This is a genomic window from Enterobacillus tribolii, assembly GCF_003363015.1.
GTDB lineage: Bacteria > Pseudomonadota > Gammaproteobacteria > Enterobacterales > Enterobacteriaceae > Enterobacillus > Enterobacillus tribolii.
The window spans coordinates 85,529-102,258 of record NZ_QRAP01000013.1; the positions used below are offsets into that span (position 1 = coordinate 85,529).

At 57.5% G+C, this 16,730-nt stretch carries 11 protein-coding genes; 5 read left to right on the plus strand and 6 right to left on the minus strand.

The annotated features are described in order from the left end of the window. The first annotated feature begins 298 nt into the window (after window positions 1–298). Complete coding sequence (gene mutH, locus C8D90_RS20115; RefSeq protein WP_115460282.1) at window positions 299–985, plus strand: DNA mismatch repair endonuclease MutH; 687 nt, start codon at window positions 299–301, stop codon at window positions 983–985. 74 nt (window positions 986–1,059) lie between these two features. Then, entirely contained in the window at window positions 1,060–1,272 is a 213-nt protein-coding gene (locus C8D90_RS20120; RefSeq protein WP_115460255.1) for a YgdI/YgdR family lipoprotein, read from the plus strand. 6 nt (window positions 1,273–1,278) lie between these two features. Here the strand turns inward: C8D90_RS20120 and C8D90_RS20125 are convergent, their stop codons facing one another. Continuing rightward, window positions 1,279–2,088 carry a polysaccharide biosynthesis protein gene (locus tag C8D90_RS20125; RefSeq protein ID WP_115460256.1) on the minus strand — a complete coding sequence of 270 codons (810 nt, stop codon included), beginning with the start codon at window positions 2,086–2,088 and terminating at the stop codon, window positions 1,279–1,281. A gap of 236 nt (window positions 2,089–2,324) precedes the next feature. Then, window positions 2,325–3,740 (minus strand): alkaline phosphatase, encoded by a 1,416-nt coding sequence (gene phoA, locus C8D90_RS20130; RefSeq protein ID WP_170143783.1) that lies wholly within the window; start codon window positions 3,738–3,740, stop codon window positions 2,325–2,327. Window positions 3,741–3,904: 164 nt separating this feature from the next. Between phoA and C8D90_RS20135 the strand changes: the two genes are divergently transcribed. Then, the gene (locus C8D90_RS20135) at window positions 3,905–4,945 is read left to right on the plus strand and encodes an NADP(H)-dependent aldo-keto reductase (protein WP_115460258.1); all 1,041 of its coding nucleotides are present in this window, start codon (window positions 3,905–3,907) and stop codon (window positions 4,943–4,945) included. A gap of 201 nt (window positions 4,946–5,146) precedes the next feature. After that, window positions 5,147–6,355, plus strand: coding sequence for a hypothetical protein (locus C8D90_RS20145; protein ID WP_147291389.1), 1,209 nt, complete (start codon window positions 5,147–5,149; stop codon window positions 6,353–6,355). A 39-nt stretch (window positions 6,356–6,394) separates the two neighbouring features. Here C8D90_RS20145 and relA read toward each other — a convergent pair whose 3' ends face one another. Next, entirely contained in the window at window positions 6,395–8,632 is a 2,238-nt protein-coding gene (gene relA, locus C8D90_RS20150; protein WP_115460261.1) for a GTP diphosphokinase, read from the minus strand. A gap of 31 nt (window positions 8,633–8,663) precedes the next feature. Beyond that, on the minus strand, window positions 8,664–9,983 hold the full coding sequence (gene rlmD / locus C8D90_RS20155) for a 23S rRNA (uracil(1939)-C(5))-methyltransferase RlmD (RefSeq protein ID WP_115460262.1): 1,320 nt from the start codon (window positions 9,981–9,983) through the stop codon (window positions 8,664–8,666). Window positions 9,984–10,043: 60 nt separating this feature from the next. On the opposite strand from rlmD, the gene barA reads away from it, so the two are divergent. After that, window positions 10,044–12,788 (plus strand): two-component sensor histidine kinase BarA, encoded by a 2,745-nt coding sequence (barA, locus tag C8D90_RS20160; protein WP_115460263.1) that lies wholly within the window; start codon window positions 10,044–10,046, stop codon window positions 12,786–12,788. Window positions 12,789–12,860: 72 nt separating this feature from the next. On the opposite strand, the gene lplT is transcribed toward barA, so the two are convergent. After that, window positions 12,861–14,084, minus strand: coding sequence for a lysophospholipid transporter LplT (lplT, locus tag C8D90_RS20165; protein ID WP_115460264.1), 1,224 nt, complete (start codon window positions 14,082–14,084; stop codon window positions 12,861–12,863). Further along, window positions 14,077–16,239 carry a bifunctional acyl-ACP--phospholipid O-acyltransferase/long-chain-fatty-acid--ACP ligase gene (gene aas, locus C8D90_RS20170; RefSeq protein WP_115460265.1) on the minus strand — a complete coding sequence of 721 codons (2,163 nt, stop codon included), beginning with the start codon at window positions 16,237–16,239 and terminating at the stop codon, window positions 14,077–14,079. The genes lplT and aas overlap by 8 nt, the downstream gene beginning before the upstream one ends. Window positions 16,240–16,730: the final 491 nt, after the last annotated feature.

Genomic DNA, 16,730 nt, shown 5'->3' on the forward strand with positions numbered 1-16,730 from the left:
ATTGGATAACCTGGCCGTTATCCCAAAAATCTGTGGATAACTTAGTGTAAGATCCTGTTCATTGTCAGTGTCTATCCGTGCACAATAGAAAATCGCCGCTCACTTACGCACACAACGAAAAATAAAACTGTTTGTTAATCATGGTATTATTGATAACTTCGTGGTGATGGCGATAACGCGGCAGTAAAAGCGATTATTTCAGCTCATTTTTTAACCACTCCGCATTCACTCTTTCAACGTTAGGGTTGCCAATGAAGAACGCTCTCCGACAACAATGTTGCAGGATGAAAATCCGCCGATGAACGGCCCTTCGGTTTCTCAGACCCCGCCTTCCAGCCCGGCTCAGCTGTTGGAACGCGCCCGCGCGCTGGCGGGTTACAGCCTGGGTGAGCTTGCCACGCTGGCCGGCGTGGCGATTCCGCGCGATCTGCGGCGTGACAAGGGTTGGGTCGGCATGTTGCTGGAACTGTACCTGGGCGCCAGCGCGGGCAGCAAACCGGAGCAGGACTTCCCCGATCTCGGCATCGAGCTGAAAACGATTCCGATCGACGCGGCGGGAAAACCGCTGGAAACCACCTTCGTCTGCGTCGCGCCGCTGACCGGCAACAGCGGCATTACCTGGGAATCCAGCCACGTACGGCATAAGCTCCAGTGCGTGTTGTGGGTGCCGGTTGAAGGCGAACGGGCCATTCCGCTCGCCGAACGCCGCGTGGGCGCGCCGCTGCTGTGGCGGCCGGATGAGGAAGAAGAGGAGCGCCTGCGCCGCGACTGGGAAGAACTGATGGATATGATCGTGCTCGGTAAGGTGGAACGCATCACCGCCCGTCATGGCGAAGTGATGCAGATCCGCCCCAAAGCGGCCAACAGCCGCGCCCTGACGGAAGCGGTAGGCGAACGGGGCGAGCCGATCATGACGCTGCCGCGCGGCTTTTACCTGAAGAAGAACTTCACCGCCGCCATCCTGGCACGCCACTTCCTGATATAAACCCGACTTTTTCACCCCGTTTGCTACGCTTAATGCTACGGGCGGGTTGCGTCCGTTTATATCAGGAGGATTCCATGCACAAACATCTGTTCACCGCGTTGGCTATCGCCATCGTGCTCAGCGGTTGCTCCAGTGACTACGTGATGTCGACCAAAAGCGGTCAGATGATCGTTACTCAAGGCAAGCCTAAAATCGATAAACAAACGGGCATGACCAGCTATATCGATCAAGACGGCAACGCCCGTCAGATCAATACCGATGAAGTTTCAGAAATGGTTGAGAAATAACGCGGATTACCCCGTCGGCGGGAGCATCTGTGTTGCGAAAACCGGGCAATCCCCTTTATCAAAGACAAAGACGCTCTCCGCCTGCCCCTGATGGTAAACCAGCATCACCTTCATATTGAACTCCTTCACGCCGCGCTCCGCGCAATGAGGAGAAAACGCCTTGCGGGCAAGTACGGACAAATGAGACTCATCCATCATGACATCCCCGGCAATGCGATAGACAAACACCAGCGTTTTGTTCTCCAGACGCACCTTTTTCAGCTCAATCTCTTTGGAACTGAGCCCGGCGTCGGGGCGGTTATCAATGTAGCGCTCAACCATCGTGCGCCGGTATTCCACCCATTGCAGCGGGTTATCCTTCTTCGCCTGCGCCCAGCGTAGCAGATAACCGCTGCTGCACAATGAAAGCAGCACCGCCAGCAGCAGCAGCGTCAGCACCTCGCGGTACCGTTTCCCCGCCAGCCACAACGGCTTTCCGCTGAGCAACCGGCGACTCCCGCTCGCCGCCACGGCGCCAAACAGATAAAAACAGGTGAAAAGGACGGTGATAACCAGGTTAAACAACACCCCCTGGCTGTACAGATACAGTATCCCCCCGGAGAAACTCCCCAGCAGCAACCAGGCACAGACACGCGGAAATTTCACCATTCCCAGCAACAGCAACAGCGTTACCGGGCCGGCGATTATAAAGGCAACGAGCAACGGGGGAGAATCAAAGTCCTCGACATCAAGCAGATAGAGCAGCACCGAAACCAATGCTGAGATGACGGCGGCAATAATGCCGCACAATTGATAAAAACGTAAATGTTCCGGCAAGTCCGTTTGTGCTGGTGATATTTCAGGCTCCGCTGAATATATCGGTTCACGGGGTCTCATTTCAGAAACTGTACAACGTTATAATCGGGATAATATACAGTTAACAAACATATCATTATAATTATAAATAACGTAGTGAAACTTTCTGTCCGCACTTTCCCCTTCACCTGCAGCGAAGAGTCATACTGTCCGGGTCAGCGTTAGCTTCCCCGGCAACAGATTGATCACTCAGCGAATTATTTCAGATTCAATGCATCACGAATGATAAAGAACAGATCGGTTTGATCGAGCAATCCGCTGACGTTCGCCGCGCGCGGGCCGTAAGCGGCTACCCGCAGTTGCGTGCCGGTATGGCCCTGGGAGTCCCCTTCAGCGTTACCGTAACTGATCGCCATCAGCGCTCCGTCGCGGGTTTTCAGCAGCTGCGTCAACCCCGGCGCCTTCGCGTTGGCGGCAATAATCTGGCTGGAGTGGGCGTGGTCTGCCGTAACGATGACCAGCGTATTACCGTCTGCTTCGGCAAACGCCAGCGCTGCCTGTACTGCCTCATCTAAATCGACGGTTTCGCCAAACTGCCCGCAGGGGTTGGCGTCGTGATCCTGCTTGTCAATCGAGGCGCCCTCAACCTGCAGGAAGAAGCCTTTGTCGTTTACCTTCAGCAAATCAATCGCTTTTTCAGTCATCTGCGCCAGCGTCGGCTGACCCGGATTGCGCTTCGGGTTATCGGCGCACACCACGGGCTGATCCGTCAGGTTGCCGTGATAGCTCGCCTTCGGCCCCAGCCAGCGCACCGGCATATTGCCGTCGGCAAACAGTCCGAGCACCGGTTTTTGCTGATTGGCCTGCGTCAGCCCGTTCAGCGCCGTCAGGTTATCCACCAGTTGATAACCGCGTTCCTGCGCCTGCTGAAGCAGGGTTTTGCCCTGCCATTTTCCGGCATTAGCCACTTCGGCGAAGGTTTTCATTCCGCCGCCGAGCGTCACGTCCGCGCGGGCGTTCAGGAGCTGTTCCGTTATCGATCCCAGGCCGCCGTTTTCCAGCGCATCCGTCGGGCAGACTTCGCTGGTGGCCTTCGGGCCGTAGCACTTGCGCGCCGTCACGTGCGCCACTAACGCCGCCGGCGTGGCGTCCTGCAACTCCGCGGTGGAGACATTACCCGTCGCCTTACCTGCCGCCTTCGCCATTTCCAGCAGCGTAGTATGTGCTTTGCCGTACACGTCCACGGCCAGCGCGCCGTTATAGGTTTTCACCCCGGTGCTCCAGGCGGAAGCGGACGCGGCGGAATCCGTCACATAGTCAGGCTTATGGCTTTTCTTATCCAGCGCATAGTGCGTGTACTGTCCGGTCCACGGCAACGCATCAATGCCTTTAAAATAGCCGCCCGCGCCTTCCGCGTAGTTACGCGCGGCGGTGATCTCTGAATCGCCCATGCCGTCGCCGATAAGCAGAATCACGTTTCTGGCCGGGCGATCGTTCAGCAACCCACGCAGCGCCGCGGTTTGATCCCCGCTCAGACGGCGCGCGCCGCCGAAATGGGTGATATCGCCCTGCGCCGCTCTGGCGGCCGGCAGCGCTTCATTCGCCGCTCCGGTTTGCGGAACTGCGGCAAGCAGGCTCAGTGCAGACAGGGAAAGGAAAGCCACTTTTTTCACCGAACTATCTCCTTGTAGAAAAATACGCTTAAATATCAAAATCGGGTGTTATGCAGAACGCATCCTACTGAGCGCGAGTATAGGCAGCTTGAGTGACGTTTTTGTGACACACTGGCAGTACAACGATAATTCAGCAAACACCACCACCCACGAGGAAATCGGCCATGTACTATCACCGTATCCCCCACAGTACGCTGGAAGTCAGCGAGCTGGGTCTCGGTACCATGACGTTCGGAGAGCAAAACAGCGAAGCCGATGCCCACGCACAACTGGATTTGGCTGTCGCCGCCGGCATTAACCTGATTGACGCCGCGGAAATCTATCCGGTGCCGCCACGTCCGGAAACACAAGGCAGAACGGAAGAATTTATCGGCTCCTGGCTGAAGAAGCGCGGTGCGCGCGATAAAGTGGTGCTGGCGACAAAGATCGCCGGCCCCGTGCGCGGCTCGGATGCGGAAGTTCGCCCGCAGCAGGCGCTGGATCGGAAGAACATCCGCGCAGCGCTGGATGCCAGCCTGCAACGCCTTAACACCGACTATATCGATCTCTATCAGTTGCACTGGCCGCAGCGTTCGACCAACTGCTTCGGCCGCCTCGGTTATACCTATAGCGACGCGAAACCCGTGGTAACGCTGCTGGAGACGCTGGAAGCGCTGACCGAGCAGGTACGGGCAGGGAAAATCCGCTACATCGGCGTGTCGAACGAAACGCCGTGGGGCGTGATGCGCTACCTGCAACTGGCGGAAAAGCATGAACTGCCGCGCATCGTTACGATCCAAAACCCGTACAGCCTGCTCAACCGCAGCTTTGAAATCGGGCTGGCGGAAATCAGCCAGCACGAAGGCGTGGAATTGCTGGCGTACTCGGCGCTGGGCTTCGGCACCCTGACCGGCAAGTACCTCAACGGGGCGAAACCGGCGAATGCCCGCAATACCCTGTTCAGCCGTTTTACCCGTTATTCATCGCCGCAAACGGAGCAGGCCGTGGCCGCATACGTCGCTCTGGCGCGCAAACACGGGCTGGACCCGGCCCAGATGGCGCTGGCATTTGTGCGTCAGCAGCCGTTCGTCGCCAGCACGCTGGTGGGCGCAACGACGCTGGAGCAACTGAAGACCAATATCGCCAGCCGGGAACTGGTGCTGGATGAGGACGTGATGCAGGCGTTGGAGGATATTCACCGGCAGTATACGATCCCGGCACCCTGAGCAAACAGATTAACAAAACTTATCATTACCAGGTAAAAACTAAAACATCATCTATAATCTCACTCTGAATCATCAGCGTACCCCGACGGGATTACGCTGATGTTCGCACAGCAAAAGTCATTGTAAAACCCATGAAATTTTCCGGTCAGGAGAACATTCTCTTTCGGCCATACAATGCATATTCTTCTCAGGGCATTTATTATGTCTACATCCACAGCAAGAATTTCCTTCGGTAAAACATTCGCTTTTCTGATTGCCGCCATTGCACCGAATGCCGGTCATGCGGACAGCGCCAAATTTCCCGTAGTAACCGTACCTGCGCAAGCGGGAGCCGTTAACGGCAGGAGCGAAAATTCAGATGCCTTTATGTGGCACGTGTTTACGCAAACCGTGACACCGGCGCCCGGCAACCCAGCCCTGGTGGAGTTTGAAACCTGGGCCTCCGACGAAGACACCTTCACGCTTAAACCGGCCTGGCCGGCGGCCGGCGCAGCGAAAAAGCTGCACCAAAGCCTGCTGCTGACCGTCAATAACCCGCATACCCCGCCGGCGCTCAACTGCAGCCCGCCGGGGAATCCGGGCGTGGGCGGATTTCCGCTGACCGGAACGCCTGCGCCCTGTATTGCGGAGGAAACCCGGCGCAACCGCCCGCAGTTTGACTACATCGTCAAACACGATCTGTATACGCAAAACGGCCTGCTTCAGGCCTACGGCAACAAATTCAAGGTGGATATGCCGGTTTCATCCGTGTCGGTTAAGGCAGACTGGGTCCCCGCACAAACCCTGGTGCAATGGCTTCCGCAACTCAAAAACGCAGATGGCGTGAAAAGCCAGTATTACACAGCGACAGTCGTCGAAAACGGCCAAACCACGACCTACGGCCTGGTTTCGATGCACATCAGCAGCAAGCAAAACCCCAAGTGGGTCTGGGCTACGTTTGAGCATCAGTTGAATCCGGGACGCTGCGACAGTATCGGCTGCTATGACAGCTTCGGCGCGCAGAAACCGGTTGTTCCGCCCGATCGTTCCCAGGCCAATACCCAGTATGGCGCCTGCGCCAAAACGGATGCGCTGACGTCGGAAATGAAAAACGCCAATCTTGCGCCTGTTTGGGCGAATTATTGCCTGAAGTCGACGCAGGTGGATTACACATCTGCAGACGGTACGCCAAACGTACTGGCGAACTCGGTCATTGAGGGGATTACAGCGAATGTGAACGTGGCCTCGGCATCCTGTATTGCCTGCCACGCCTATGCTTCTTTCGGCCCGGGCGGCATCCCCCGCCCGCAGGCCAAGGCCATGATTTCCTACAACCCTAACGGTAAGCCGATTCCCGGAATTTTATCCGGTTCACAGCAGTTCGACTTTATGTGGGGCGTACTGATCGCCCCACTGGGCCCAAGGCAATAACAGAAACCAACGGGTTCCCGCGCTACGCGGGAACCCGTATTATTTCCCGCCGTGCAGCCGCCGCGCGTCAATCACGTCCGGCAACTGATTCAGCTTCGCCAGTACCCGCCCCAGCACCTGCAGGTTATAAATCTCGATCTCCATGTCGATCATCGCCACCTGCTTTTTGGTGTCGCTACGGCTGGCGACCCCAAGTACATTAACCTTCTCGTTCGCCAGGATCGTGGTGATATCGCGCAGCAAACCGCTGCGATCGTTCGCCATTACGCGCACAACCAGCGAATAGCCGCTTGAGTAGCTCTCTCCCCACACCGCGTCCACGATGCGCTCCGGCGCATGATTACGCAGCTCTTCCAGCTGATCGCAGTCCGCCCGGTGAATGGAGATCCCCCTGCCCTGGGTAATAAAACCAACGATTTCATCACCCGGAATCGGCTGGCAGCAACGCGCAATGTGGTGCATCAGGTTACCAACGCCTTCCACCACGATGCGGCCACTCCCCTGATCGGTCCGCGACGCCGACTGCGCCTGACCTTTTTGGGTAAGCTGCTTGAGCGCCTCGCGATCCGCTTCTTCCGCGCTGGGCTTGTTAATTTTCCCTTGCAGGAAGTTCACCATCTGATTGAGGCGGATATCGCCCCCGCCGATCGCCGCCAGCACTTCATCCAGCGAGTTCACGTTATAACGCGGGACCAGCAGTTTTTCCGCTTCTTTCAGGCTGATGCCCAGCCGTTCCAGTTCGTCGTCGAGGATCTGACGCCCGGCGGCGATGTTCTTGTCACGATCCTGCTTGCGGAACCAGTTATGAATCTTGGCGCGCCCGCGGCTGGTCGTGACGTAGCCCAGGTTAGGGTTGAGCCAGTCGCGGCTGGGGTTGGGCTGTTTCTGGGTGATGATCTCTACCTGATCGCCCATCTGGAGCTGGTAGGTGAACGGCACGATGCGCCCGCCGATTTTCGCCCCGATGCAGCGGTGCCCCACGTCGCTGTGGATGTGGTAAGCAAAGTCCAGTGGCGTAGAACCGGCCGGCAAATCGATCACGTCCCCTTTCGGGGTAAAGACGTAAACCCGGTCGTCGAATACCTGGCTGCGTACTTCGTCCAGCATTTCACCGGAGTCCGCCATCTCTTCCTGCCAGGCGACCAGTTTGCGCAGCCAGGCAATGCGCTCTTCATAGCCGGAACGGCCGCCGGACTGCGCGCCTTCCTTATATTTCCAGTGCGCCGCCACGCCCAGTTCGGCGTCTTCATGCATCTGGCGGGTACGAATCTGAATTTCCAGCGTTTTGCCGCGCGGCCCCAGCACCACGGTATGAATCGACTGATAGCCGTTGGGCTTCGGGTTGGCGACATAGTCGTCGAACTCGTTGGGCAGATGGCGGTAATGGGTATGTACGATCCCCAGCGCCGCATAGCAATCCTGCAAACGTTCCACGACAATACGCACCGCGCGTACGTCGTACAGCTCGTCAAACGCCAGTGATTTTTTCTGCATCTTGCGCCAGATGCTGTAAATATGCTTCGGACGTCCGTAGATATCCGCCTTAATGTTCTCTACCGCCATCGCATCGCGCAGCGTCTTCACGAAACTATCAATGTATTGCTCGCGATCGATGCGGCGTTCGTGCAACAGCTTCGCGATGCGCTTGTATTCGTCCGGATGCAGGTAACGGAAGCAGTAATCTTCCAGTTCCCACTTCAGTTGGCCGATGCCCAGGCGGTTAGCCAGCGGCGCATAAATATTGGAACACTCCTTCGCCGCCAGTACGCGCTCATCCTCAGGGGCATCCTTCACTTCACGTAAATGCGCGATGCGCTCCGCCAGCTTAATGACCACGCAGCGGAAGTCTTCCACCATCGCCAGCAGCATACGCCGCACGTTGTCCACCTGCTCCGCGGCCGCAGAGTCATTTTGCGTGGCCTTCAGTTGGCGGATGGCGTCCATCTCCAGCACGCCATGCACCAAATTGGTGATGCCGCTGCCGAAATCCGTCTCGCAGGCTTCGCGATCCATCCGCTTCGCTTCCACCAGCGGAAACAGCAGCGCCGCCTGCAGGCTGTCGATGTCCATACTGAGCGTGGAGAGAATCTCCACCATCTCTACCCCACGCCATAACAACAGCCCGGCGTCATCATGACCCCGCACCTTTTGTTCGCAATAACGCCAGGTTGCAGCTAACTTGTCACACGACTGGGCGGACAGGTTCAGGCTCGCTATCCACTCCTCAAGCGCAAAGTCCTCCGCTTTATTCAAATGTGCACTTCTTACCGCAACCATATACCACCTCTCCCTTGCTCAGTTCGAGAAATCATGAAACCAACGTAAATAACGCCATAGACTCCAGGTGCCCGGTATGGGGAAACATGTCCAGCATCCGCACCCGCTCCAGACGGTATCCTGCCGCCAGCAATACTTTGCTGTCGCGCGCCAGCGTGGTCGGGTTGCAGGACACGTAAACCACGCGTTTCGGCGCCAGCTTGGCAATCTGCGCCATAACGCCGGCCGCGCCGGCGCGCGCGGGGTCCAGCAGAACCTTCTCAAATCCGCGTTGCGCCCAGGGTTGCCGGGTGACGTCCTCTTCCAGATTATGGTGAAAAAATTCCGCGTTATTCAACGTATTACTTTGCGCATTATACTGCCCTTGCGCCACCAGCGAAGCAACGCCTTCCACGCCCGTTACCTGTTTAGCACGCCGGGCCAGCGGCAGGGTGAAATTCCCCATTCCGCAAAACAGATCCAGCACGCGCTCATCCGGCTGAACGTCCAGCCACTCCAGCGCCTGCGCGACCATTTGTCGGTTTACCGCATCGTTTACCTGAATAAAATCCTGCGGACTGAATGCCAAGCGTAGATCATCCACCTGATAATACGGTGCCTCACCGCACAACTTAATCAATCGATCGCTATCGGGTGCAAGATAAATCGTCAAACCTGCTTTTGCACCAAAATTGTGCAAAAGCGCCGTATCGCCCTCATTCAGGGCGTCAAGATGGCGCAACACCAGCACCGGCCCGTTATCGGCCAACACCAACTCCGCATGCCCCAGGCGGCGCACCGCCTTCAGGCTGTTCAGGCAGATACGCAAGGGTTGCAAGAGCGATGCCAGCTCCGGCGCCAGCACCGGGCAAACCTGAATATCGACCAGCTCGGCGGATGCCGCTTTGCGAAACCCCATCGCCAGCTTTTGCTGCCTGGGTAAAAATTGCAGGCCGAGCCGCGCGCGCCGGCGGTATCCGTATTCCGGCCCGGCGATCACCGCCTCAGGCGCTACGTCCTGGCCGGTTTCACGCGCTATCATCCGTTGCAGCGCCGCCGATTTGCTGCGCTGTTGCAGGGCGCCGGAGGCATGCTGCTGCTGGCAGCCGCCGCACACGCCAAAATGGGGGCAACGCGCGTCAACCCGTTCAGGAGACGTCGTCAGCAGGCGCTTCACACGGGCGCGGGAAAACTGTTTTTTCTCCTCCGTGATCTGCACTTCCGCCTGTTCGCCGGGCAGCGCGCCTTCAATAAATATCGCTTTACCGTTATGACGGGCGACGCCCTGACCAAACGGGTCAAGATCGTTAATCGTCACAGTTATGATCTGGCGGGTCGCCACGCGACGGCCGGGAGAGTAGAATAGCGCCATAATGTCGATTGATTTACTCTAATGTATTGAACGGCGCTAATTCTCCCACATTGGAACCCCATGACCAAATACAGCCTGCGCGCGCGCATGATGGTACTGATCCTGGCCCCTACGTTATTGATCGGGTTGTTGCTCAGTACCTTCTTTGTGGTGCACCGTTACAATGAGCTTCAGGAGCAGTTGGTAAATTCAGGAGCCAGCATCATCGAGCCGCTGGCGGTCGCCAGTGAATACGGCATGACGTTCCGCAGCCGGGAAGCGGTACGTCAGCTGATTGGTTTGCTGCACCGGCGGCATTCCGACATCGTTCGCTCCATCGCCGTTTTCGACGCGCAGAACAACCTGTTTGTTACCTCTAACTATCATCACAACTATACCCTGCTGCAGCTGCCCAAAGGCATGGCGATGCCGACCGATTTAATGCTCGCCAAGCGGGGCGATTCGCTGATCCTGCGTACGCCGATCATTTCAGAGAATCATTTTTCAGATAACGACACCAACCCCAACCTGAACCAGCAGTTGGGCTATATCGCCATTGAGCTGGACCTAAGCTCGGTGCGCCTGCAGCAATATAAAGAAGTGTTCGTCGCCACCTTATTGCTGGTGATTTGTCTGTGTATCGCCATGTTGTTCGCCTACCGCCTGATGCGCGACGTGACCGGGCCGATCCGCAACATGGTGAATACCGTAGACCGTATCCGCCGCGGCCAGCTCGACAGCCGGGTGGAGGGCTACATGCTCGGCGAGCTTGATATGCTCAAAAACGGTATCAACTCGATGGCGATGTCGCTGACCGCCTATCATGAAGAGATGCAGCAGAACATCGACCAGGCGACGTCCGACCTGCGCGAAACGCTGGAGCAGATGGAGATTCAGAACGTTGAGCTGGATCTGGCGAAAAAACGCGCGCAGGAAGCGGCGCGCATCAAGTCCGAGTTCCTGGCTAATATGTCGCACGAGCTGCGCACGCCGCTGAACGGGGTAATCGGCTTTACCCGCCAGATGCTGAAAACGCCCCTGACGCCGACCCAGACCGATTACCTGCAAACCATCGAACGCTCGGCCAACAATCTGCTGACCATCATTAACGACGTGCTCGACTTCTCCAAGCTGGAAGCCGGCAAGCTGGTTCTGGAGCATATTCCGTTCCCGCTGCGCGAAACGCTGGACGAAGTGACCATATTACTGGCGCCGAGCGCCCATGAGAAAGGGCTGGAGCTAACGCTCAACATCCGGCGCGATGTGCCCGACTACGTTGTCGGCGACCCGATGCGCATCCAGCAAGTGCTTACCAACCTGCTGGGCAACGCCATCAAATTCACCGAAAAAGGCAACATCGATGTCCGCGTGGAACTGCGCAGCAGCACCTATCAGCATATTGAGCTGGAGGTCCAGGTGCACGATACCGGTATCGGCATCTCCGAACGCCAGCAGTCACAGCTTTTCCAGGCGTTCCGCCAGGCCGACGCCAGTATTTCCCGCCGCCACGGCGGTACGGGGCTGGGGCTGGTCATCACCCAGAAACTGGTTAAGGAGATGGGCGGCGACATCAACTTCCACAGCCAGCCGCATAAAGGTTCTACCTTCTGGTTCCATATTCAGCTGGAGCTGAATCACAACGCGCCGGATCGTCACTATGCGATGGAGCACCTGGCGTCGCTGCGTATGCTTTATATTGAGGGCAACCCGACCGCGGCACAGTGCACCATGGACATGCTGCAAAGCACGCCGCTGGAGGTTGTTTATCACGCCTCGCTGTTGCAGGTGCCGCCGGATGCCCACTACGACATCGTGCTGGGCGGCGTTCCGGTCACTTTTGACATCAACAACCAGGTTGACTACGAGAGAATCAATACCCTGGTGGGTTTCGGAGATCGTACGCTGCTCGCCATGCCCAGCCATATCATGATTGAAATGGACAGAATCAAGGCGCTCGGCGTGGAAAGCTGCATCGCCAAGCCGCTGAGCAGCAACCGCCTGTTCCCGATCCTGGTGGAAAGCCCGGTGCCGCAGGCTAAATCTTTGCCGCAGGCCGCGGAGGAACGGCTCCCGCTGACGGTTATGGCGGTTGACGATAACCCCGCCAACCTCAAACTGATCGGCGCCCTGCTGGAAGAGCTGGTGGAAACCACACTGCTGTGCCACAGCGGCGAAGAGGCCATCGCCAAAGCGCGCGATAACGATCTGGATATTATCCTGATGGACATACAGATGCCGGAAATGGACGGCATCCGCACCAGCGAGTTTATCCGTAAACAGCCGCGCCATGCGGACACGCCCATCATCGCGGTCACCGCCCACGCGCTGAACGGCGAACGCGATCGCCTGCTGCGCGCCGGTATGGATGACTATCTGGCTAAGCCTATTGATGAAAGCATGCTGCGCCAGTTGCTGGCGCGTTATCACCATGACGTGCTGCCGATAGAAACCAGCGCCCCACCCCAGATGACGCACAGCGACAAAAACCTCTCCCTCGACTGGGAGCTGGCGCTGCGTCAGGCGGCGAACAAAGAGGAGCTGGCGCGCGACCTGCTGGAAATGCTGATCGAGTTTTTACCGCAGGTGCGCGAACGGGTACAGAAAATCATTGATGGCGCCGACGATGCGACCATCCTTGATTTGATCCACAAACTGCACGGCAGTTGCAGCTACAGCGGCGTACCGCGCCTGAAACAGCTTTGCCACTACATCGAACAGCAACTGAGGCAGGACATACCGGTGCCGGATCTTGAGCCGGAATGGATGGAGCTGGTGGATGAGATCGATAACGTGGAAGCCGCGGCCACCGCAAAGCTGAAGGGATAAACGCAGGCAGAGATTGAACCTATCTGAACGCGACTAATTAAAAAAGCCGGCAATATCGCCGGCTTTTGTTTTTTATCTGGCTGACGCTTTTTTCATCCGCTTCGTGCGAACGATTTGCCAGGCCCATACGCCGACTATCGCCAGCGCAAAGAGGGCGCCGAACCCCACGCCAATGGCAATAACCGGCGCACCCAGTTTCACCACCAGCGAATAAAGCCCCAGCATCAGCAGCATCGCGGCGTTTTCACCCAGGTTCTGAACCGCAATCGCATTGCCTGCGCCCACGGTTTCCCGGCCGCGCTCCTGCAATAGCGCATTGAGCGGTACGACGAAAAAGCCGCCGAAAATCCCCACCAGCACCAACAGCAGATAGGAGAACGTCATGCTGCTTTGCAGGGCGAAAATAACAACCGTTACGCCAATCAACACGCCCGCCGGCAGGCAGCGCTTCACCGTTTGCAAGGTAATAAAGCGCGCCGCAGCGCCGGCACCGGCGACGATCCCCACCGCCACCATCGCGTTCAGCATGGTCGGCGTGGCGTTATCCGCAATGCCCAATGCCACCGGCACCCACAGCACCAGCAGAAAACGCAGCGTAACCCCGGCGCCCCAAAACAGGCTGGTGCCCACCAGGGAGAAACGGGCATCATCGTTATTCCATAACGTACGGCAGGCGCCGGTAAACGTGCTGAACATCCGCCCCGGACGCCAGGACGCTGCACGGTGCGCTGCCTGAAGACGCGGGATAAACCAGTTAGCCACTACCGCCGCGCCATACACCACCACGCACAGCCCCAGCGCCGCCAGAATGTGCCAGTCAGCCAGCACGCCGCCCGCAACGGAACCGATCAGGATCGCGGCAATGGTCGATGCTTCCATCAATCCGTTAGCTTTCACCAACTGATCGCCACGGGTAATTTCGCCCAGAATGCCGTACTTGGCCGGTGAGTAAGCCGCGGCCCCCACGCCAACCAGGGTATACCCCAGGAACGGATTGAACCCGAAACAGATAACCAGCGCGCCAAGCAGTTTCAGCGAGTTAGCGACCATCATCACCCGCCCCTTGGAGAAGCTGTCGGCGATCTGCCCAACGAACGGCGCCAGCAGAATGTAGGTCGCAACGAACGCCATCTGCAACACCGGCTGGCTCCAGTCCGGATAAAGTTGCTGCTTAATCACCGCCAGCGTGGCGAACAACAGCGCGTTGTCGCCGAACGCGGAAAAAAACTGAGCCAGAATCACCGCCAGCATACTGCGGTTCAGCAGCGGCTCCGCAGTCTGGGTTGAATCATGCATTGGCTTCCTCCGCGGATTGTTCCGCCATCTGACGCAGGGTAACGAAATCAGGTTTGCCGCTGCCCAGCAGCGGTAATGCTTTGATATAGCGGATATCACGCGGAACCGCCAGTTCCGGCGTGCCGGCCGCGCGCGCCTGGGCAAGCAGTGCATCGCGCTTCAGGTTGGTATCTGTGGTAAACAGCACCAGCGCTTCCCCTTTGCTGCTGTCGGCACGGGAAGTCGCGGCATGCTGGGCATCCGGCGAGGCGCGCAGCGCCAGTTGCTCGACGCTTTCCAGCGACACCATTTCTCCGGCCAGCTTGGCGAAGCGTTTTACACGCCCCTGAATGGTGCAATAGTTCATGTCGTCCAGCGTGACGATATCCCCGGTGTCGTACCACCCTTCTTCTTTCACGCCCTGCGCATTCTCCGCCGACGGCGCTTCCAGCACGCCCGGATTCTCCACCCGCAGATAGCCCTTCATGATGTTCGGCCCCCGCAGCTGCAAGCGCCCGCCCTGCGAAATGCCGTTCACCGTGATCAGGCGCGCCTCCATTGAGGGTAAGATACGCCCTACGCTGCCCAGTTTCGTCGCCATCGGCACGTTGATGGACACCACCGGCGCACACTCGGTCACCCCATACCCTTCCAGGATGCGGATACCGAATTTTTCCTGCCAGATTTTCTGCGTCGTGGAGGAAAGTTTCTCTGCGCCCGCCACCACGTAGCGCAGACGGGCGAAGTCGTAAGGATGAGCGAAACGGGCATAGTTGCCGAGGAAGGTCGACGTCCCGAACAGCACCGTGCAGTTCAGGTCATACACCAGCTCCGGCACCACGCGATAGTGCAGCGGGCTGGGATAGAGAAACACCCGGCTGCCGGTCATCAGCGGCGTCAACAGCCCTGCCGTCAGGCCAAAGGCGTGGAACAGCGGCAGAGCGGACATGAAGCGATCGCGCGGCGTGAAATCCGCCACCGTGCGGATCTGTTCGACGTTCGCCATCAAACTGGCATGTGAATGCACCACGCCCTTGGGATACCCTTCCGAGCCGGACGTAAACAGAATGACCGCATTGTCCTGCGGCTGTTGCGGCAGCATGGCGCGCGCCGGGAACAGCAGATGGCGCAGCACCCACAGTTTGTCATCGCGCGTTATCGTGTCTTTCAGATCTTCCAGGTAAACCCAGTTCGCTTCGGTCACCTGCTGCGGCAGGTGAGTCAGGTTGCCTTTCTCCAGAAACTGGCGCGATGTCACGATCGTCTTGATATTCGCCGCCAGCATGGCGTTTTTAATGCCGTTAACGCCGGACGTATAGTTCAGCATCGCGGGCACCCGGTTGCGCATGGTGGCGCCGAAGATGGCCGCGGCCGCGACGGTGGCATTGGGCAGCAGCACGCCGACGTGCTCTTTCTCCGCCGTAAAGCGTTCAAGAATGCGGCTGACGCCGAGGATCTTTTTCAGCAGCGACCGGTAGCTGTCTTCCTTGAAATTGACATCGTCAATGATCGCTTTACCCGCGCCGTAGCGCTTCATCGCCGCCAGCAATGCCTGATACAGCGTATGCTGAGGCTGAGACGCCATACGCGCAGCCATCATTATGTCATGCAGATGTTCGCCGGCCCGCGCCCGGCGCTCACGCGCCCTTGGCGCATCCGGCATAGGGATCTGCGTGGGCGGCAGCACGTTAATGGTGATTTGCGGAAACAGGCGGATGCGAAACAGACCGCGCACCCGGCTAAACGGCGAGAACTCCGCGCCTTCAAGGCGTACGGGGATCACCGTGGCGCCGGTTTTCGCCGCCACGAAGGCCGCGCCGTCATAAATTTTCATCAGGGAGCCGGTCGTTGTAATCCGCCCTTCCGGGAAAATCACGATCGGCCGCCCCATCTCCACCTGACGAATCAGATGCTTGATAGCCATCGGCTTGGTGGGGTCCAGCGGCACTACGTCAATAAAACGACGGACAAACTTCATCGTGCGGGTGTCCGCCACGGAGGTGTACACCGCAAATACCGGACGCACCGGCAGGAACAGCGCAATCAGCGCTCCATCAAGAAAAGAGAGGTGGTTCGGGGTAATGATAATCTTCGGGTAGTCGAAGGAACGTTCAGCGCCAGTCACGCGGATACGGTATAAGAACTGAAATAAGGCACGGAAAAAACGGTAAAACATGCACATCTCCCTATGTTTAGGCGAACGGTCCGGACAGACCTTACCCGATGAGCACAAATACTATAGCAGTCATGGAAAATACGATAGCGTGGGTGAGATAACTGTGTAGAATTCAGGCAAAAAAAAACCTACGCATCCGCGTAGGTTGGTGTAATGTGTTGGTTGCGACAGGCATATCAGAATCAGTTTCCGGCATACCTACCGAACAATCACCAATCAATACCTCTGGGACTTCTTACTTTAGAGAAGGGGACGGTGGATCACTATGCGGAAATGGCAAGATTCGCATTCCAAATGCAACCATCTGTAAAATGTGTGGACCCCCTGCAACAATGCGGTGAAAAAAACAGCTCAAACATTCATCAAAAACATGTACTTTGCTAATTAATTATTTCCCCCTAAGCAAACCGTCAGGCAAAAACGCCCCCCAGAACGTGTAAGCGCTGATGATTTTTCGCCATGAAGATACCTGAAGATAAACAGTGTGACGT

What these genes read in the sequence shown, in the direction of transcription:
- mutH (WP_115460282.1), top strand. Translation starts at nt 299, where the DNA reads ATGAACGGCCCTTCGGTTTCTCAGACCCCGCCTTCCAGCCCGGCTCAG.
- C8D90_RS20120 (WP_115460255.1), top strand. Translation starts at nt 1,060, where the DNA reads ATGCACAAACATCTGTTCACCGCGTTGGCTATCGCCATCGTGCTCAGC.
- C8D90_RS20135 (WP_115460258.1), top strand. Translation starts at nt 3,905, where the DNA reads ATGTACTATCACCGTATCCCCCACAGTACGCTGGAAGTCAGCGAGCTG.
- C8D90_RS20145 (WP_147291389.1), top strand. Translation starts at nt 5,147, where the DNA reads ATGTCTACATCCACAGCAAGAATTTCCTTCGGTAAAACATTCGCTTTT.
- relA (WP_115460261.1), bottom strand. Translation starts at nt 8,632, where the DNA reads ATGGTTGCGGTAAGAAGTGCACATTTGAATAAAGCGGAGGACTTTGCG.
- rlmD (WP_115460262.1), bottom strand. Translation starts at nt 9,983, where the DNA reads ATGGCGCTATTCTACTCTCCCGGCCGTCGCGTGGCGACCCGCCAGATC.
- barA (WP_115460263.1), top strand. Translation starts at nt 10,044, where the DNA reads ATGACCAAATACAGCCTGCGCGCGCGCATGATGGTACTGATCCTGGCC.
- lplT (WP_115460264.1), bottom strand. Translation starts at nt 14,084, where the DNA reads ATGCATGATTCAACCCAGACTGCGGAGCCGCTGCTGAACCGCAGTATG.
- aas (WP_115460265.1), bottom strand. Translation starts at nt 16,239, where the DNA reads ATGTTTTACCGTTTTTTCCGTGCCTTATTTCAGTTCTTATACCGTATC.